This is a genomic window from Parapedobacter soli (genome assembly GCF_025460835.1).
Taxonomy (GTDB): Bacteria; Bacteroidota; Bacteroidia; order Sphingobacteriales; family Sphingobacteriaceae; genus Parapedobacter; species Parapedobacter soli.
In genome coordinates, this window is sequence record NZ_JAMXAY010000006.1 from 72,749 (window position 1) to 92,697 (window position 19,949).

18 protein-coding genes are annotated in these 19,949 nt (G+C 50.6%); 13 read left to right on the forward strand and 5 right to left on the reverse strand.

Translation table 11 applies throughout. The features are described from left to right. Positions 1 to 2: 2 nt before the first annotated feature. Positions 3 to 785 (forward strand): tryptophan synthase subunit alpha, encoded by a 783-nt coding sequence (trpA, locus tag NGM62_RS04470; protein ID WP_262246194.1) that lies wholly within the window; start codon positions 3 to 5, stop codon positions 783 to 785. Here the strand turns inward: trpA and NGM62_RS04475 are convergent. After that, entirely contained in the window at positions 766 to 1,215 is a 450-nt protein-coding gene (locus NGM62_RS04475; protein ID WP_262246105.1) for a PepSY-like domain-containing protein, read from the reverse strand. The genes trpA and NGM62_RS04475 overlap by 20 nt on opposite strands. A 155-nt stretch (positions 1,216 to 1,370) precedes the next feature. On the opposite strand from NGM62_RS04475, the gene NGM62_RS04480 reads away from it, so the two are divergent. The 4 genes from NGM62_RS04480 to NGM62_RS04495 all read left to right on the forward strand — a co-directional run bounded on the left by NGM62_RS04480 (position 1,371) and on the right by NGM62_RS04495 (position 6,844). Continuing rightward, positions 1,371 to 1,970 (forward strand): hypothetical protein, encoded by a 600-nt coding sequence (locus NGM62_RS04480; protein ID WP_262246107.1) that lies wholly within the window; start codon positions 1,371 to 1,373, stop codon positions 1,968 to 1,970. A 106-nt stretch (positions 1,971 to 2,076) separates the two neighbouring features. Beyond that, on the forward strand, positions 2,077 to 3,660 hold the full coding sequence (locus NGM62_RS04485; RefSeq protein ID WP_262246109.1) for a flotillin family protein: 1,584 nt from the start codon (positions 2,077 to 2,079) through the stop codon (positions 3,658 to 3,660). Positions 3,661 to 3,824: 164 nt separating this feature from the next. Continuing rightward, positions 3,825 to 4,172: a hypothetical protein gene (locus NGM62_RS04490; protein WP_262246111.1), complete on the forward strand. Its 348-nt coding sequence runs from the start codon at positions 3,825 to 3,827 to the stop codon at positions 4,170 to 4,172. A 110-nt stretch (positions 4,173 to 4,282) separates the two neighbouring features. Further along, positions 4,283 to 6,844, forward strand: a complete 2,562-nt coding sequence (locus tag NGM62_RS04495) for a TonB-dependent receptor domain-containing protein (RefSeq protein WP_262246113.1) — start codon at positions 4,283 to 4,285, stop codon at positions 6,842 to 6,844. A gap of 36 nt (positions 6,845 to 6,880) precedes the next feature. Here NGM62_RS04495 and NGM62_RS04500 read toward each other — a convergent pair whose 3' ends face one another. The 3 genes from NGM62_RS04500 to floA form a co-directional block, all read right to left on the reverse strand. Then, the gene (locus tag NGM62_RS04500; RefSeq protein WP_262246115.1) at positions 6,881 to 7,459 is read right to left on the reverse strand and encodes a Maf family protein; all 579 of its coding nucleotides are present in this window, start codon (positions 7,457 to 7,459) and stop codon (positions 6,881 to 6,883) included. Next, positions 7,456 to 7,980, reverse strand: coding sequence for a KdsC family phosphatase (locus NGM62_RS04505; RefSeq protein ID WP_262246117.1), 525 nt, complete (start codon positions 7,978 to 7,980; stop codon positions 7,456 to 7,458). The genes NGM62_RS04500 and NGM62_RS04505 overlap by 4 nt, the downstream gene beginning before the upstream one ends. A gap of 561 nt (positions 7,981 to 8,541) precedes the next feature. Beyond that, a complete protein-coding gene (gene floA / locus NGM62_RS04510; protein WP_262246120.1) occupies positions 8,542 to 9,549 on the reverse strand; it encodes a flotillin-like protein FloA in 1,008 nt (335 codons plus the stop codon). A gap of 199 nt (positions 9,550 to 9,748) precedes the next feature. On the opposite strand from floA, the gene NGM62_RS04515 reads away from it, so the two are divergent. The 8 genes from NGM62_RS04515 to NGM62_RS04550 all read left to right on the forward strand — a co-directional run bounded on the left by NGM62_RS04515 (position 9,749) and on the right by NGM62_RS04550 (position 19,575). After that, positions 9,749 to 10,915: a hypothetical protein gene (locus NGM62_RS04515; RefSeq protein WP_262246121.1), complete on the forward strand. Its 1,167-nt coding sequence runs from the start codon at positions 9,749 to 9,751 to the stop codon at positions 10,913 to 10,915. A 73-nt stretch (positions 10,916 to 10,988) separates the two neighbouring features. Then, positions 10,989 to 13,937: a hybrid sensor histidine kinase/response regulator gene (locus NGM62_RS04520; RefSeq protein WP_262246123.1), complete on the forward strand. Its 2,949-nt coding sequence runs from the start codon at positions 10,989 to 10,991 to the stop codon at positions 13,935 to 13,937. 10 nt (positions 13,938 to 13,947) lie between these two features. Further along, positions 13,948 to 14,760, forward strand: coding sequence for a CheR family methyltransferase (locus NGM62_RS04525; protein ID WP_262246125.1), 813 nt, complete (start codon positions 13,948 to 13,950; stop codon positions 14,758 to 14,760). Beyond that, positions 14,753 to 15,367, forward strand: a complete 615-nt coding sequence (locus NGM62_RS04530) for a chemotaxis protein CheB (protein WP_262246126.1) — start codon at positions 14,753 to 14,755, stop codon at positions 15,365 to 15,367. Before NGM62_RS04525 ends, NGM62_RS04530 begins: the two co-directional genes overlap by 8 nt. Before the next feature lie 2 nt (positions 15,368 to 15,369). After that, entirely contained in the window at positions 15,370 to 16,983 is a 1,614-nt protein-coding gene (locus NGM62_RS04535; RefSeq protein ID WP_262246128.1) for a response regulator, read from the forward strand. Positions 16,984 to 17,128: 145 nt separating this feature from the next. Beyond that, positions 17,129 to 17,668 carry an azurin gene (locus NGM62_RS04540; RefSeq protein WP_262246130.1) on the forward strand — a complete coding sequence of 180 codons (540 nt, stop codon included), beginning with the start codon at positions 17,129 to 17,131 and terminating at the stop codon, positions 17,666 to 17,668. A gap of 91 nt (positions 17,669 to 17,759) precedes the next feature. After that, a complete protein-coding gene (gene lpdA, locus NGM62_RS04545) occupies positions 17,760 to 19,166 on the forward strand; it encodes a dihydrolipoyl dehydrogenase (RefSeq protein WP_262246132.1) in 1,407 nt (468 codons plus the stop codon). 19 nt (positions 19,167 to 19,185) lie between these two features. Continuing rightward, positions 19,186 to 19,575: an acyl-CoA thioesterase gene (locus NGM62_RS04550; RefSeq protein ID WP_262246134.1), complete on the forward strand. Its 390-nt coding sequence runs from the start codon at positions 19,186 to 19,188 to the stop codon at positions 19,573 to 19,575. 2 nt (positions 19,576 to 19,577) lie between these two features. Here the strand turns inward: NGM62_RS04550 and NGM62_RS04555 are convergent, their stop codons facing one another. After that, a complete protein-coding gene (locus tag NGM62_RS04555; RefSeq protein WP_262246135.1) occupies positions 19,578 to 19,880 on the reverse strand; it encodes a DUF3817 domain-containing protein in 303 nt (100 codons plus the stop codon). Positions 19,881 to 19,949: the final 69 nt, after the last annotated feature.

The window sequence follows — 19,949 nt, forward strand, 5'->3', positions numbered from 1 at the left end:
TGATGAACCGCATTAAGAACTTATTTGCCAACAAAGGCGACAAACGCATCCTATCCATCTATTATACGGCAGGCTACCCGACGCTCAACAGCACGGTTGACATTGCCGAGGCACTCGAAAAAGCAGGGGTCGATTTCCTGGAAATAGGATTCCCCTACTCCGACCCCGTTGCCGACGGACCCGTCATCCAGCATAGCTCCGAAATGGCCCTGCGCAATGGCATGACACTGGATGTACTCTTCGATCAACTGAAAGATTTACGCAAGCGGGTGAATATCCCTGTATTTCTGATGGGATACGTGAACCCGGTACTGCAATACGGTGTTGAGAACTTCTGCAAAGCGTGCGCAGCCGTGGGTGTAGACGGCACAATCATACCCGATTTGCCCATGTATGAGTATGAGGAACAATACCAAACGGTATTTGAAACACATGGATTGAGCAACATCTTTTTGGTAACACCGCAAACATCCGAGGAACGTATCCGGAAAATCGATAGGTTATCCACCGGATTTATTTACCTACTTTCCTCTTCTGCCACCACGGGCAAGAATCTAACGGTTTCGGAAAATACAGAAAGTTATTTTTCCCGCATCCGGGCTATGGAACTCGATAATCCAACGGTAATCGGTTTCGGCATCTCGAACCACGATACGTTTGTACATGCCACCGACCATGCCGACGGTGCCATCGTAGGCAGTGCATTCGTGAAGCTGCTGGATGACCCGGAGTATAGCACGAAAATCGCCCCGTTTATCCAGCAACTCAGTCCATCCGTTCCTTAATGATTTTGCCATCTGCCCCGAAAACGGCTTTCAGATCGCCGAATCGGCTATCCAGCTCCACCACATAGGTGGTGATACCGCCGGCTTCGACTTTCTTCACATCGTCCACCCGATACCCGTCGAATTCCACCTTGATCTGCTCCTTCACAGCATCGGGCAGCGAATAGGAGGATAGCTCTTCTTCGTGGCGCAGTATCTTCCCTTCCGGGCTGATTATCGCCTGATGGTCGCGGCTGAACAAGCCGACATCAAATTCCACCTCGTAATTTCCGTCGCGGTTCTTCTCCCACTCCGCCTGCCGTGCTTTCGGGAACTGCTGCTGAAAAGCATTCAGCACCACCGCAGGTACACCGCGCTGCCGCACCCCCTGGGCATTGCCCGGTAGGTATGCCAGCGACAAAACACATAAGCCTAACAGTAATTTTTTCATAGTATTACTTTTTATTATCGATTACAATTTTTTTTCAACTACAAATGAAACATTGAAAACAGGAAAAATTTTGGAAATTAGGAATTGTTGTAACATCTTCTCAAATTTGACATCCAATAGACAAACACACGGCTTCATTATAATCTAGGCAGGAAATGAACATAACACTATCCATAGCCACATGGTGGCAGGCGCTCGGGGGCATCGAGAAGTTCTTTTGGGCAATCGCCTTACTATTCTCTTTCATGTTTGTCATCCAGACAATCCTCGCTTTCGTTGGCGGTGGCGGTGATGATGACGGGGCCTTTGGCGATTCGGATGAATACGTGGACGGAGACAGCGGCATTGATTACCAGTTTTTCACCGTCAAGAACTTCATTACTTTCTTCACCGTTTTCGGTTGGGTGGGATTGGGCTGCCTGAAAGCCGACCTTCCGTTAGCACAGGTCGTTATTTGGTCTACCCTATCCGGTGTTATTATCGTGTTGATCATGTTCTACCTCTTTTCACAGATGGCGAAGCTGCGTTCAAGCGGCACACTGCAGATTCAGAACGCGCTGCACAAGCAAGCCGAAACATACTTGCGCATCCCGGCCATACGCAGCGGCTACGGCAAGGTGCATATCCGGGTACAGGGATCCCTACGGGAACTCCGCGCGCTTACTGACGATGAGGAGGACATCCCGACAGGGAAGCCGGTTACTGTAATCGGCATTGTAAACGAAAGCATCCTGCTGGTAACAGGTAAAGGCTGATAATGGATCGATTCGGTAGCCCGGATATCATTCGGCCAATGTACAATTGATAACGAAAAACTGCTTATTAACACATATATTTGCACCAACTAACACTGAAAGCCGTATGGAGTTTATATTAGTCGCGATTGCCGTTGGCATCATCATTGTCTTCGTATTTATCGTATCGTTGTTCAAGCGTTACAAGCGCTGCCCATCAGACCGCATCCTGGTCGTTTATGGGAAGGTCGGGAAAAACGCCTCCGACCTCACCCGTGTTGCCAAATGCATCCATGGCGGCGCCGCATTCATCTGGCCGGTCATCCAGGATTATGCGTTTCTCGACCTCACACCGATTTCTATCGAGGTAAACCTCACCAGCGCGCTCAGCAAACAGAATATCCGTGTAGATGTACCCTCCCGCTATACGGTGGGTATCTCTACCGAGCCAACCGTGATGATGAATGCGGCAGAGCGTCTGCTCGGCATGCAGCGCCCCGAAATCCACGAACTTGCGAAAGACATCATCCTCGGGCAGATGCGCCTTGTGGTGGCGATGATGGATATCGAGGAAATCAACAACAACCGCGACAAATTCCTGCATAATATCGGCACCAATGTGGAGGCCGAGCTCAACAAGATCGGGTTGAAGATGATCAACGTAAACGTTACCGATATCAAAGACGAAAGCGGTTACATCGATGCGTTGGGTAAAGAGGCGGCCGCAAAGGCCATCAATGAAGCCAAAATCCGGGTGGCCGAACAGGAAAGGCTGGGCGATGTGGGAAAAACAGAAGCTGAAAAGGAACGAGACATCAAGGTGGCAGAAATGCAGCGGGACCGAGATATCGAGGTTGCTATAGCCGACAAAGACCGGGAAGTGAACATTGCCGGCGCACTGCGCGACGAGAACATCGGTAAGGCGGAAGCCGAACGCGATACCCGTGTGAAAGTAGCCGACGCAAACGCCATCGCCGTGCAGGGTGAGAACCTTTCGAAAATACAAATTGCCGATTCGGAGGCCGAGCGCCGGGAACGGGAGGCCGAAGCACTGAAAAAGGCGGTAGCTGCCGAGAAAGTGCAGCAAGCGCTGGCCCTTGAAGAGGCATACAAGGCCGAACAACGGGCCGAGAACGCACGGGCCGAGCGGGACCGCGCAGCCCAAAACGCCTCTATCGTGGTGGCGGCAGAAATCCAAAAGCAAAAAGCCATCATCGAAGCCCAGGCCGAAGCCGAACAATTGCGCGAAAAAGCACGCGGCGAAGCAGACGCCATTTTTGCTAAGCTGGAAGCTGAAGCACGGGGGGTATACGAAATGCTTACCAAACAAGCAGAAGGGCTTAATGAAATTGTCAAATCCGCCGGAAACAATCCCAAAGATGCCGTATTGCTGTTGATTACCGATAAACTCCCCGAGCTTGTCAAGCTGCAAACAGAAGCCATCAAGAACATCAAGATCGACAAGGTGACTGTGTGGGACGGTGGAACCGGCTCCAACGAGGACGGCAAAACATCGACCGCTAATTTCGTTTCGGGATTATATAAATCCGTACCGCCACTGAAAGATATCTTCGATATGGCTGGGATGGAACTCCCCAACTACCTCGGCGAGGCTAAAAACAAGCCGACCACAACCGATACCGAAAATCATAAAAAGCGGAAAAAGGATGGCCCCGACGACGGCATAACAGATGCCGAAGAAGTAAAATAAGCTAAAAACCCCGCAGGGATATTGAAACCTGTGGGGTTTTTCTTTATCTTTGCCCTACCATGTCAAAGGTGTTCACCATATGGCTTGTATTCGTATATGCTTTTTCAGCAACGGGAGCCACTGTACACCTACATTATTGCTGCGGTAAACTCCAGCATTTAACCATGGAACAAGAGCATACCACCAACCATGAAGACTGTACGCTCTGCCTCAACCACCACCAAAACGATGCCCATTCCGATTGCGTTGACACGCAACATTGTATCAACGATGCCCCGTCGCACGACCATTGCCAGGACATCCAGGTAGACGTACAGAAAACAACGGGAGAGCACCTGCCCAGCAGCGATAAGAACCTACTGAAGATCCAGTCGTTGGAGCTATTGGTCTTTATGCTGGTACAGGCATCGGTCTTCCCCATAGACAATCACCACGCGGCTGAGCCAACAATCACCGCACCGCATGCCGAGACCACTCCTCTATTCATCCGGCACTGCACCTACCGCATTTGATTTTATACATCCAACTTGCGTGAACACGGTAAAAACCCGTCGTTCATCGGGCTGTGCGTGGTTCACATCCCGTTTTTAGAAGATGTTTAGGATTAAAATCAAATACGACAATGACTTATTTCATCAAAACGAATATCATCTTATGCATGCTGCTGGCAGCGACCGCATGGCCGGCAGTAGCGCAAGACAATACATCAACCTTTACCGTTGCCGGTATGTGCGGCATGTGCGAAGCCCGCATTGAACAGGCTGCCGATAGCAGCGGATTGATAAAGGCCGATTGGAATGCGGGCACTGGCTTACTTACCCTACACCATGATGCCACGTACGACGTAGAAGCAGCCAAGCGGCGCATCCTAGCCGCCGGCCACGATGTGGATGGCAGTACCGCCTCGCAAGCGGCGTACGAGGCGCTCCCTGCCTGCTGCCAATACCACGACGAAAAAAACGCGCATAAAACCGGCGGGCAGGATGCGCACGGCAGCCATACGGTTACAGGTATCATCATGCAGGAAAACAACCGCGGCGAATTAACCCCCATCGAACATGCGAACGTTCGTTGGCTGGAGGCCCCATCGATAAATGCGCGCTCTGACGAATCGGGTGTATTCCGGATTGCACATGAGGCAGGGCGCAAGCAACTTATCATCTCATACGTAGGTCTACAGCCCGATACCGTCCCGGTAACCGATCCACATGAGGTTGTGGTGGTCACCGCCAAAGACAATGTTTTGGCCGAGGTGACCGTATCGGCCAGGCGCCGGTCAAACTACATCGCCGCACTTAGCCCCACCCGGCTGGAAATGCTGACCGGCCAAGAGCTCTTTAAGGCCGCTTGCTGCGACCTGAGTGAAAGCTTCGAAACCAATGCATCGGTAGATGTGGTGAACAGCGATGCCGTAACCGGCAGTAAACAAATCCAGATGCTAGGGCTCAGCGGCACCTACACCCAGCTCACCGTAGAAAACCTCCCCGGGCCGCGTGGATTGGCTACCCCGCTAGGGCTGAACAGCATATCGGGCACCTGGATCGAGTCTATCCAGATCGGCAAAGGTATCGGGTCGGTAGTGAACGGCTTCGAAAACATAGCCGGACAAATCAACGTGGAACTGAAAAAACCCGGTACATCCGAAAAGCTATTTTTCAATGCCTATGGCAATAACATGGGGCGTACCGACGTGAACCTCAACCTTTCCCACCAGTTTAACGAACGCTGGGCAGGCAGTTTGTTGCTGCACGATAACTTCATGTACAACAAACACATGAACTTCAGCAACAATGGCTTCCGTGACGCTCCGATAGGTAATATCTTCTCTGGAGTGGGCCGCTGGAAGTATGAAGATGGCAAGGGCTTTATCCTCCAATTCGGGGTGAAATTCCTCAGCGACGACCGTACTGGGGGAGAGATCGACTTCAACCCCACAACCGATAAACTGACCGAGAACCGCTACGGCCTTGCTTTCGATATTGAGCGATACGAAGCATTTGCCAAAATCGGCTATGTTTTTCCCCACAACACCCAACGCAGCATCGGGCTGCAACTATCGGGTACTGCGTACAATCAGCGTTCTTATTTCGGCATACGCACTTACGATGCCGACCAACAGAACGCCTACGCCAACTTGATCTACCAGGACATCATCGGTACGGTGGTACATAAATACCGTACAGGGCTCAGCATGCAATACGATCGCTATGACGAGCGGTACATGGCGGATCAGTTCAGACGCACCGAGGTGGTGCCGGGCGGGTTCTTCGAATACACATACAGCCCGTCAGATAAATTCGATGCCGTAGCCGGGATCCGTGGTGATTATAACAGCCTATATGGTTGGTTTGCCACGCCGCGGGTACACCTGCGCTACCAGCCGGTAACAGGCACCACGTTCCGGGTCAGCGGCGGCCGCGGACAACGGACGGCCAATATTTTCGCCGAGAATACGGCTGCATTGGCCAGCTCCCGTTCGGTCCGAATTGCGGCTGCCAACACCGCAGAAAATGCGTACGGGCTTAAACCGGAGGTAGCCTGGAATACGGGTATCAGCTTCGACCAATCTTTCCGGATGTTCAATCGACAGGCTTCTTTCAGCACCGAGTTTTTCCGGAACGATTTCACCAACCAAGTGGTCGTAGACTTCGAAAACCCCCGCGAATTGGCTTTTTATAACCTGGATGGGAAATCCTATTCAAACAGCCTGCAGACAGAGCTGCGGTTCATGCCGTTGCCCCATTTTGAAACGCGGATGGCTTATCGCTTTTTCGACGTGAAAACCACCTACGGGAATGAGTTGTTGCAAAAGCCGCTCGTAGCACGACACCGCGGTTTCCTCAACTTAGCATACAATACCCACAGTGGCGGGTGGCATTTCGATTATACGCTGAATATCACAGGTCAGAAAAGGCTGCCATCAACGGTAGCCAATCCGGTCGACTACCGGATGCCCGATTATTCGAAGTCGTACGTAACCATGAATGCGCAGGTGAGCAAAACGATTGGGAAAGCACGGCCGATCGACCTGTATATAGGCGGCGAAAACCTGACAAATTTCTTCCAGCAAAATCCGGTCTTGGCAGCAGACCAACCGTTCAGTGAGTTTTTCGACACCTCCCTGCTGTGGGGCCCGCTCACAGGTAGGATGTTTTATGCTGGAGTGAGGTTCAGCATCAATTGATGCCGATCATGCCAGGATTACCATGATGCACCACAATCAGGGAATTACGGCGTCCGGATAGGATGTTTTGAGAACACGGTACAACCGTTGAGTCGGCAACCCCACCACATTAGTGTAGGATCCCACAATCTGCTCGATGGCCACCGTTCCGATCCATTCCTGGATACCGTAACTCCCTGCTTTGTCGTAAGGTCTGAATTGGTCGATGTAGTAATCTATCTCTTGGTCGGACAAGACCCGGAAATAGACTTCCGTAACTTCATGGAAAGTCTGAATAAGACCATTATGCAACAAGGATACCGCCGTGATGACCTCATGTTTCCGGCCCGATAAGCTCATCAGCATACCGATGGCTTCGGTACGGTCCTTTGGCTTGCCGAGGATCTGCCGATCGACCGCAACAATCGTATCGGCGGCAATGACCAGCTCATCTGCTACCGCTCCCACAAAAGCAGCAGCTTTCTTTTCGGCAATATGGCGCACGGCGTCCACCGGGTCGAACCCATCCGGGAATTGCTCATCTACAGCGCGCACCGATACTTCGAAAGACACTCCCATCGATGAAAGCAATTCACGGCGGCGGGGCGACTGCGAAGCGAGGATAACTTTCATCATGACCGTATTTTTAGACGATGACCGCCGCTCCATGTTCCCTGGAGCTTCATTACCTTCTCGATAACATCCCGCACGGCACCCGCACCGCCATTGCAGCGCGATATATAAGCAGATGCAGCCTTCACATCCGGAACCGCATCGGCGGGACTGGCACCGAATCCCGTATCGGCCATAAACGCTAAATCTGCCATATCGCTACCCATGGCCAACACACTGTCGGCATCGAGCCCGTTGCCAGTCATCCAATTGCTCAAGGCAGCACGTTGGTCGTCAATACCGAAAAATAAATCTACGACACCCAATCCGTCCAACCATTGCCCTACCCCGGCGGGATACACACTCCCCCCGACAACGGCAACGGGATAGCGGGACGCCGCCAGTTGCAGCGCATAGCGATCCCTGCTATCGAAGGCATACCATCGATCACCTTGGGCCGATACCCAAAGCCTACTTTCGGCACATACGCCTTCAAAAGCGAAAACAAATGCCCGCACCTGTTTAAACCGATCAAATAACATCATACCCTGTAATATGGGCCAAACTTAAAATAAAATCCGCAACCTGAAAATGCACTGTCAAAAAAACATTCCGTTGGCAGATCCAGACACCCCGTCTGATTTTATGACAGGTGTCATGGCAGGCACACGAGAATGTCCATGTCCAACATCAGGCTGAAACAGTGTTATTTGAACACTAAGTGAATATTGTTGAAGTTTGGCATGCGTTTTGATTATATCATCATGAATATGCATACGATAGTTTTTAAGGCACATTCAGCAAAAGTTCTTTTGACAATTTATTTACAAAACTATTGTTAGGAATAAAAAAAGTTGCGTACTTTTGCAGTAAGATTTTAACCCGGGTGATACCGGGGATTTAGATTGTCTTTTCATAATTTAGGTTTATAATTGGTTAGTAACAAACCCCGGTGCCCATCACCGGGGTTTTGTTTTTTTCTACCCCGTTATCTTTCTACCCCGTTATCGTTATTTCACGACATCGTTTGATTTCCTCGGCCAACGGCGCCACAAAAAAACCGCCTGTTGCAATCAACAGGCGGCCATTCACCTAACTGCTATGGCTTAGCCTTTTTTATGTAGACTACCGCCACTGCCTTTCCCCGTGTCTCCGCCCGGTTTTGCTATGGATCCGCGCATATCGGTATCGGCTTGTATATTCTGCATCCGGTAGTAGTCCATGACCCCTAGGTTGCCATTGCGGAACGCTTCGGCCATCGCAAGGGGCACCTGCGCTTCTGCTTCGATTACTTTTGCCCGCGCCTCCTGTGCTTTTGCCCGCATTTCCTGTTCAGATGCCACGGCCATGGCACGGCGTTCTTCTGCACGTGCATTCGCTACTTTCAGGTCGGCCTCCGCCTGATCGGTCTGCAACTTCGCTCCAATATTCTCGCCGATATCAATGTCAGCAATATCGATAGACAAAATTTCGAATGCCGTTCCGCTATCCAGCCCCTTGGAAAGCACAGTTTTTGATATACGGTCGGGGCTTTCCAGAACCTCTTTGTGGTTTGATGCCGACCCGATCGTAGAGACGATCCCCTCTCCTACCCGGGCGAGGATGGTCTCTTCGCCGGCACCACCCACCAATTGGTTGATGTTGGCCCTCACCGTTACCCGCGCCTTGGCAATGAGCTGGATCCCGTCTTTTGCCACGGCAGCCACGGGCGGCGTGTTGATTACCCGCGGATTTACCGATATCTGCACAGCATCAAAAACATCCCGGCCGGCCAAATCGATAGCCGTCGCCAGCTTAAAATCCAATGGGATGTTAGCTTTGTCCGCAGATATCAATGCTTTGATAACGTTATTGACATTCCCACCCGCCAAAAAGTGGGTTTCGATTTCATTCGACGTGATGTCTAACCCCGCCTTGGTAGACGTAATCATGGCATTGGTCACCAATGCCGGCGGAACTTTCCGCAAGCGCATCAGCAACAGGTTGAGCAGGTTGATACGGACACCAGATAACTGGGCAGTAAACCAGAGATTTACGGGGAGGAGGTACAGCAGTATAAAAAAAGCAACAATAGCTCCTACAATAATCAAAATGGGGGTGAAACTCGGATCCATAAGGTCAAATACGTTTTAAAATGCGTTTATTGCTCCTAAAGGTACAACTTTTTTGCAGCTAACTCAAAAAACTCAAACCTTTTCCTCCCGGCAATACCGGGAGCGGGCACCGCTTCCGCCAAAGCAAACACCGTGAAACTTGTGGAAACGGGAACAAACCGCTATTTTTAGCACCGATTGAATCGATTCGACAGCATATATGGATATCATACCCGTTATAGGAAAACAGCTGGCCCAATCGTTCGTAACGATGGCTCTCCCCTTGTACAAAGATGACCCGCATTACATCCGGCCGCTCGACAACGATGTGCACCATGTTTTCGACCCGGAGACCAACCCACGCCACCATACGGGCGAATGTGCCCGGTGGCTGCTCCGCGACGGCACAGGTCGTTACATCGGCCGCATCGCCGCGTTTTACAGCACCAACACATTCGAACGGGATGAATTCCCCGTGGGGGGCTGCGGTTTTTTCGAGTGCGTCGATAATCAGCAGGCGGCCAACCTACTTTTTGACACCGCAAAGGAATGGTTGCAGGAAAGAGGTATCCAAGCTATGGATGGTCCGATCAATTTCGGCAATCGCGAGCGCTGGTGGGGCCTGCTCGTCGATGGTTTCTACGCACCGTGCTATTGCTGCAACTACAACCCGCCCTATTACCAAAAATTATTCGAAAGTTATGGCTTCGAGCTGTACTTCAAGCAATTCACTTACCGCCGGGAAATCGCTGCCAAGCTATCGAGCAAAGTGGGTGAAAAAGCGATGAGCACCTTGCAAGATGCAGGTTATACCTTCGGCCACATAAGCCGCAACAACCTCGGCAAAGCTGCGGAAGACTTCTGCACGGTGTATAACGAAGCTTGGGCAAGGCACGAGGGGGTGAGTCCCATGAGCATCGAAAATGCACATAAGCTCATGCAAAGCCTGAAGCCGGTTGTCGACCCCAAAATTATCTGGTTTGCTTACTATCAAGGCAAGCCGGTGGCATTCTGGGTCAATATACCCGATGTAAACCAACTGATCGTAAAATACATGGACGGCAAATTGACTTTATGGGGCAAACTCCTTTTTGTTTGGAATAAATGGCGGAAACGCTGCAAGACGATGTTTGGCATCGTTTTCGGTGTGGTGCCCGATCACCAACGCAAAGGTGTGGAAGCCGCCCTCGTGGTGGCCGCCGCCAAAGTGGTACAAGACCCCGCACAAACGGGATATGAAGAGCTGCAGATGAACTGGATTGGCGATTTCAACCCGAAAATGATGAACGTGGCACGGTATATCGGCGGGACTATATATAAAACCCACCACACATACCGATACTTATTTGACCCTACAAAACCGTTCGAGAGGTATCCGATACTCTAGCGCCAAGATGAAAAGCGGGACACTATTCATGTCTCGACTTTTTGTACTTTTGCAACAAATGGGGAAAACGATCATGAAAAGACTAACGTTCAGGGCACACATTTATATTGGTTTCTCTTTGTTGATCGCTATACTGCTTATCAGCCTCTCCTACCTACTTTTACTATTCAAGCAGTTAGACATCGTCCACACTACCCTTACCAGCATACGCACTACATTTCTCGTCTCCGCGGTACTCGTTTTTGCACTCGTGGTATGGCTACTGTTTTACATCACTAAGACATTTGAACACTATAAGAAAATCGCCCTCCACACCCGTAAGGCTAACCGCGATTTAAGCAGGCTCTCCAGAGAAAAAGAGGATGACAACTGGATATTGAATGGTTTGGCAGGCCTCGACGACCACACGCGCGGCGGGCGTAGCGAAAAGGAGATTGCTATAAATGCCATCCGGATAGTCTGCCAGCACGTACAGGCAAAGGTAGGGATGATTTACCTCCGTAGTGCCTCCAGTAGCGACGTGTATGTCCATGCGGGGTCTTACGCCGTTGAGACTCCTGATATACAGCCAAAAATCATAACTGGGCAAGGTCTTATTGGCGAAAGCATTTCGGCAAAAAAACAATTCGTCTTGCCCGACATACCTGAAAACTACCTCACTGTAACCTCTTCATTAGGCCATACCCAACCGAGAAATATTGTTATCCAACCCTTGGTATACGAAGAAGAAGTGCTGGGCGTGATGGAAATCGGCTTTTTCCGCGAGGTGGATAAGAAAACCCTCCGTTTCCTCGACCGGGCGGGCATTACATTGGCGGTAGCCAGTAAAGTGTCGTACGCACATGCCGCCCTCACCCACCTTTACGAAGAGACCCAGCAACAGGCCGAAGAGCTGGAGGCACAACAAGAGGAATTGCGGGTAAACCAAGAGGAACTCAAGCACACCAACCTGGAGCTCGAAGAAAAAGCCCACCTCCTGGAAGAGCACAACGTCTCCCTGGAACTCGCCCGACAGTCGTTCGCCATGAAGGTCGACGAGTTGGAACAATCGGGCAAATATAAATCGGAGTTTATGGCCAATATTAGCCATGAACTGCGCACACCACTCAACAGTATCCTCATCCTTGCCAAGTTGCTGGAAGACAATAAAAACGGCAACCTCAACGCCGAACAGGTGAAATATGCTTCCGTTATCCACAATGCAGGATCGGATTTGCTCGGCCTCATCAACGATATCTTGGACTTGTCGAAAATCGAGTCGGGGAATGTCGAATTATTGATGGAATCCATCGCCTTATCGTCGATCGCGGAAGACATGCTCGACCTTTTCGGGAGCGTTGCCGACAGTAAATCAATCGACTTCCGTATTTCGGTGGACGAAGGTGTACCCGCTGCCATCACTTCCGATGAGCAGCGTTTAAGGCAAATACTCAGGAACCTACTTTCCAACGCCTTCAAATTCACGAAAGAAGAGGGGCGGGTAGAACTGCGGTTCACCCTGGCCGACCAAGCCCTGGCAATCGCCGTGTCAGACACCGGGGTGGGCATTTCCGATGAGAAACAGCAGCTGATTTTCGAGGCATTCAAACAGGCCGACGGCTCCACGAGCCGCCAATTCGGTGGCACCGGGCTCGGGCTGTCTATCTCCAAGGAGCTAGCCGCACTGCTTGGTGGCCACATCCAGCTGGAAAGCGAATTGGGCCGGGGCAGCACCTTCACCTTATTCCTGCCGCTACGCCACGATCCGCAGATGGCCGATACAGCTGGCCCCGCGCTAGCGCAGGCCCCAAAAACAATGGCTGTGACACCACGGCCATCGGTAACGGACACCACCGGGCCGAAACGGCTACTGATTATTGAAGACGACGCCTTTTTCGCTGATATCTTAGCGACGTATGCCAAAGAAAGGGGCTTTGAAACACTGGTCGCTAATCAGGGCGACACAGGCTTGAAAATGGCTGCCGATTTACGGCCCGACGCCATCATCCTCGACATTATGCTGCCCGTAATGGACGGATGGACGGTACTCAAAAAATTGAAGAGCAATCCAGCCACCCAGAATATCCCGGTACACCTGATGTCGGCCGATCATCGGAAACGTATCGATATCGAAGCCGATACGGTAGGATTCCTGGAAAAACCGGTTAATAAGAAATCACTGGATGAGGTATTCATCCACCTGCACCAGATTATAGCAACGCCGCTGAAAAAAGTGCTCGTGGTGGAAGACCATGAGATACAAAGCGATAATCTAAAAGACTTCTTACTGAACAGCGGCGTGGACGTAACGCAGGCCTTCACCGGCAGGGAGGCGCTCGACTCCCTGGAATCGGGCGAGCATTACGATTGCATCGTATTGGATCTCGACCTCCCCGACATTTCGGGGATTGACCTGCTAGACACGATAAAGAGCAAGCCGCAACATGGCGATATACCGGTAATCATCAATACCGCCATGGAACTCACATCCGAAATGACCAGCCATATTCTGGAGCATGCCAAAACCATGGTGCTGAAATCGGACAAATCCAATACCCGTATCCTAGACGAGGTGCACTTGTTCATAAACAGACTGAACGACGACAACCCCACGGCTGATCGGCTCCAGTCGGTACACCCCGGATCAAACCCCATCCAAATGGATGATGTATTGACGGGAAAACGTATCTTGCTGGTGGATGATGATATGCGGAATATTTTTTCGTTGAACATGGTATTTGCGCCGTATGAAATGGCTGTTGACACAGCCAACAATGGGCGCGAAGCGTTGGAAGTGCTGCAAAGCAATCCTGATATCGCCTTGGTTTTGATGGATATCATGATGCCCGAAATGGATGGCTATGAAGCGATTGCGGAAATTCGAGCAAACAAGAAGTTCTCGGAGCTACCCATCATTGCCATAACGGCCAAAGCAATGCCGGACGACCGCCAGCGCGTACTTGATGCCGGTGCCAACGACTATATCGCGAAGCCGGTTGACATAAAAAAGCTGCTTTCACTGATACGGGTATGGCTAAGTTAAGTAACAGGTAATGGCAATATCATTCGGACACATCGAAGAGCTCATAGCGCTGGTCGACAACGTCTATAGTTTCGATTTAGGCGGCTATTCGCGTGCGTCCCTCAAACGCCGTGTATCGCGTATCCTAACGATTTACGACATTGACTTTGCCGGCTTGAAATACAACTTAGTGAATTCACCGGGTTTCTTCAACAAATTCCTTATCGAGATCACGGTCAACGTGACCGAGATGTTCCGCGATCCGCCGTTCTACAAAAGCGTACGCGAGGAAATATGCCCTTACCTAGCAACCTTCCCGCATATCAAGGTATGGAGTGCGGGATGTGCGACGGGTGAAGAAGTTTATTCCCTTGCCATCGTACTTAGCGAACAAGGATTGTACAACCGCTCTTTCATCTATGGTACGGACATCAACACAGCGGTTATAGAACGTGCCAAACAGGGAGTCATCGACCTGAGAAAAATGAAGACATATTCCGATAATTACCTGCAAACTGAGCCGAACAGCTCACTGTCGGGATACTATACAGCGAAATACGATGCCGCGGTTATCCGGCACGAGCTCCGTAAGAACATCTTGTTTTCAACACACAACCTCATCTCCGATGGCGTCTTCAATGAGTTCCAACTGATTACCTGCCGCAACGTGCTCATTTATTTCGATACAGCATTCCAATATAAAATAACCGAATTGCTCCACGCAAGCCTAACTTTATTCGGTTTCCTCTGCCTCGGCGCCAAGGAGACACTCGCCTCGAATGATCTGAAAAATAAATTCCGTATAATCAATAAAACATATAATATTTACCAAAAAATTGCTTGAATTAAGTACACATATCGTCTACAAGCTCCAACGCACCGGAGTACTCGTTCTAGGCTGTTCGGCCGGCGGTTTTGAGTTGTTGACGCATATACTTCAAGCACTGCCGCCGACCCTCCCTTATGGTGTCTTGGCGGTCATCCACCGGAATGCCCGGTATGAAACGCACCTCGAAAAGAAGCTTGCCGATAAATGTGCTATCGGTATCAAAGCAGCAGCCGACAAAGAGCCGATTGAGTCTGCCACCGCATATTTCGCACCTGCCGGATACCACCTGCTGGTGGAACCCAACCGCAGCCTGTCTTTGGACGTTTCCGAGCCCGTTCATTTCTGCAGGCCCTCGATCGACGTGACTATGCAGAGCGCAGCAGACGTGTACGGGCCAGCCACCGCTGCAATATTGCTATCAGGAGCCAACAAAGACGGCGCCATGGGCATGATGTCAATCCACCGTGCAGGCGGGCTATGCATCGCACAGGACCCCCGCTATGCGGAAATCGACACGATGCCTGCGGCAGCCGTAGCGCTGGGGGGTGTCCACCTGATCCTCAGAAACGATGAACTCATCATATTCAGCAAACAGCTGAGCAACTATACTTTTAGGAATTAGTCATGGAGAAATTGAAGTTAGTTATTGTAGACGACAAAGAAGAGAATGTATTGAGCCTGAAGGCACTGCTAGCGGATATAGACAACCTGGATATCTGGGGAAGCACCTCACCCAACGACGCACTCCGATACTGTTGGAACAACGATGTCGCCATTGCGATGGTAGATGTGCAGATGCCAGAAATCAACGGGTTCGAATTCGTTTCGTTGCTTCAAAACAATCCAAAGACCTGGCAGATCATGGCCATCATGGTAACAGCAATATCCAAAGAAGACAAATTCCTGCTCAAAGGGCTTCATAGTGGTGCGGTAGATTACCTTTACAAACCGCTAAATCCCGATATTACCGTTGCAAAAGTGAAATCGTTTATGCAGCAAGTGTATATCCAGCGGGAGCTGAAACGAAAAAACGAAGAACTCGAACGATCCCATATCGAGTTGGTCAACGCAAAAAAAGAAGCTGACCAAGCGCGCAAGTCGAAAGAAAATTTCCTTGCCAACATGAGCCACGAAATCCGGACACCCATCAACGGCATCATGGGCATTACCACGATGCTCCGCAACTCGCCACTCAATAACCAGCAATCCGAGTGGTTGGACTACCTCGAAAATGCATCCCAACAATTACTCCTCATTATCAACGATATCCTCGACCTGTCGAAAATCGATTCGGGCAAAATGCGGCTCGACTACTCACGTACATCATTGAGCAAAATCATCGAGGAGCTCAACAACCTCTTTAATTACAAGGCGGAACAAAAGGGGATTGTCTTCCAAACCATCGTAGACAGCAAGCTACCCAAACACATCTTGGCCGATTCACTTCGGCTTACACAGATACTGAGCAATCTCATCTCCAATGGCATCAAATTCACCGAACAGGGCAGCGTAATACTGGAAGCCAAACTGCTCGGCTGCGAGGATCAACGTGTCCATATCCAGTTTTCTGTAAAAGATACCGGTATCGGCATCAACAGCAATGCCATCGACAAGATTTTCCAATCGTTCGAACAGGGCGAAGAAGGGATTACCAAACGTTTCGGCGGCACCGGCCTCGGGCTTGCTATCGTGAAACGGCTGGTTATCCTTTACCAGGGTGAAATCCACGCCTACAGCGAACTGGGTAAAGGCAGCGAATTCGTATTCACCTGCTGGTTTGACGAGGCCGATTCGGATACGGCACCGAAATCAGACAAAAAACAATACACCGATCTGGCACCGCTCAACGACGTCACTATCCTATTGGCCGAAGACAATGAGCTGAACAGCTTCATGGTGACTCACATGCTGAAAACGTGGGGCATCGTGGTAGACACGGTAAAAAACGGGAAAGAAGCGCTAGACAAGGTCGAAACAACCCCATACAGCCTGATCCTCATGGATGCCCACATGCCCGTGATGAGCGGTTTCGAAGCCATCCGGACAATCAGGGAAGACAAGCGGGAGCACATCCGGCAGATCCCCATCATTTCTATTTCGGCATCGGTGCTCCAACGCGAACAGCAAGCGGCTTATGCTGCAGGGGCCGACGCCGTGGTAGGCAAGCCTTTTGACCCCGTGGCCTTGTATCAGCTCATCAGAACGCTTACAGAAACGAAAAATGAAACCACTGCATGATATTAAAAATGCATTAAATTACATTTTAGTGATAAATACACTTTTGTTGCATTCCAAATTCGCTTACCTTTGGGGCGCAAACAAACAACAGGTTGCATTGTTAATATAGATAAAGCATTATCTGAACACTAGATTTAAACAAAAAATGAAACAGTTTTTTTTAATCCCCGTGGTTGCGGGAGCAGTTCTCGCCGCCGCTTGCGGAGGTAACCAATCCAATGAAGGATCATCAACTGAAACAACGGAAACCGCGGCTACCGAGCAAGCAGCGCCTGCAGTAGACATCCCCGGTTTGGAAGATGTTGCCGTTAGCAACGAGATCGCACTGGAAGGTAACGACCTGATGCAATTTGACAAAACACTTTTCCGTGTTAAAGCCGGTGAGACCGTGAAGTTAACCTTTAAGAATGTGGGCGAAATGCCTAAGGAATCCATGGGCCACAACGTTGTTGTGCTGCAGCCCGGAACGGATTTACCTGCGTTTGGTGGCGAAGCCATCAAAGCTGTCGATTCCGAATACATCCCCGTAACGTTCTCCTCGTCTATCGTTGCTCACACCAAACTCCTGGGCCCTGGAGAAACGGACGCAATCGAATTCACACTGGATAGTAAGGGTGTATATCCATTCCTTTGCAGCTTCCCCGGCCACTACGGTGTAATGCAAGGTAAAATCGTTGCTGAATAGCCGATTACTCAGCATAAAATATTGAAAAGACAGTCAATCGGCTGTCTTTTTTTGTGTATCTTTGGGAAATCGAATTGAATAATTTCATCACATGCAATACGACGTCATCATCATCGGCAGCGGGCCGGGTGGGTATGTAGCCGCCATCCGTTGTGCCCAATTGGGTTTGAAAACCGCTATCATCGAAAAATACAACACATTTGGTGGCACCTGTCTCAACGTAGGCTGCATTCCATCGAAAGCATTGCTGGACTCTTCGGAGCATTACCATAATGCGGCCCACCATTTCGGGGGGCACGGCATCAACCTCAGCGACCTGGAGGTAGATATGAAGAAGATGGTTGCCCGGAAAGATGATGTCATTGCCCAGAACGTTGCCGGGATCGCGTTCCTCTTCAAGAAGAACAAAATCGATAGTTTCGTTGGCGTTGGCTCATTTGTCGACAAAAACACGGTGAAGATCACCACGTCCGACGGAAAAAAGGAGCAGATCACGGGCAAAAACGTAATCATTGCATCGGGATCTAAACCCACGGCACTCCCCTTCCTGCCTATCGATAAGAAACGAATCATCACCTCTACGGAAGCACTGGCACTCAGCGAAGTGCCCAACCACCTGATCATCATCGGTGGAGGGGTTATCGGGCTGGAGCTTGGCTCGGTATACGCACGCCTCGGCGCCAAGGTATCGGTAGTGGAATATGAAAAAAGCATCATCCCCACAATGGACGGTGGCCTGGGTAAGGAGCTGCAGCGCGTACTGAAGAAATCGCTTGGCATGGAGTTTTACCTGGGACACAAGGTAACGGGCGCCACGGCCAAAGGGAAGAAAGTAACCGTGAATGCCGAAAATGCCAAGGGAGAGGCCGTTAAGTGGGAAGGTGACTACTGCATTGTAGCCGTGGGCCGTACCGCTTATACGGAGGGGCTCGGACTCGAAAATATCGGTATCACACTGGAGGACCGGGGTAAAAAGATACCCGTAAACGAGCACCTCGAAACTCCCGTGGCAGGTGTTTATGCCATCGGCGACGTGGTAAAGGGTGCCATGCTGGCCCACAAAGCAGAAGACGAAGGCGTATATGTTGCCGAGCGGCTGGCCGGCCAGAAACCGCATATCGATTACAACCTTATTCCCGGTGTGGTATACACATGGCCGGAGGTTGCCAGTGTTGGTAAAACCGAAGAGCAGCTGAAGGCGGAGGGGCACCGATATAAAGCGGGGTCGTTCCCGTTCAAAGCCAGTGGCCGCGCCAAAGCCAGCGGCGATACCGATGGCTTCGTAAAAGTATTGGCTGATACCGCAACCGACGAGATACTCGGTGTGCACATGATCGGGCCGCGCGCAGCCGATATGATTGCCGAAGCTGCCGTAGCCATGGAATACCGGGCCTCGGCCGAAGACATTGCGCGGATCTGTCACGCCCACCCTACCTACACGGAGGCATTCCGGGAAGCAGCGCTTGCCGCCACGGATAACCGTGCCATCCACATGTAAGTTTAAGCTTGATCCCACGATGAATTTCCATACCCGAAAATGGGTCAAACCCGAAGACCTAAACCCCAACGGGACACTTTTCGGTGGCACGTTGCTCCGATGGATTGACGAAGAGGCCGTCATTTACGCCATCGTGCAGCTCGGCAACCAACATGTGGTTACCAAGTTTATCTCCGAAATCAATTTCGTGAGTTCGGCACGCAAAGGCGATATCATCGAGCTCGGCATCACCGCCACGCATTTCGGGCGCACCTCCATCACGCTGACGTGCCAGGTGCGCAATAAAATCACCCGTAAAAGCATTCTGACGATCGACAAACTGGTGTTTGTAAACCTCGATGTAGATGGCAATCCCACGCCGCATGGCAAGACGGAAATCACCTATGCCAATTCCGCCAACAAGCCCTAGCGCTATCCTTCATGCCGCAGCTTCCTTTCTACAAAGAAGGGAGCAAAGGGAATCAATGATGCCAAAAAGAATGTGATTACCCGGCCTATTTTCCATTTATACCGGTCCATACAGGCCCAGAGCAGGTATACGTAGGCAATAAATAGGGCACCGTGGGCCCAGCCGACATATTTTACCCCCAATACCGCCCAGTCGTAGTCGGTGGTGCGCTTCAATACCGAAAACATGACCAGCACCACCATCGATATCCCCTCGATGAGGGCAATATTACAGAACCATTTCAAGGTTTGTTTCGTTATACGCATCGTTCATCATTTTGGGCCGCAAGATAGCCAATTATCCGCCCCGAATAAGATTGGCGGATCGCTTTGACT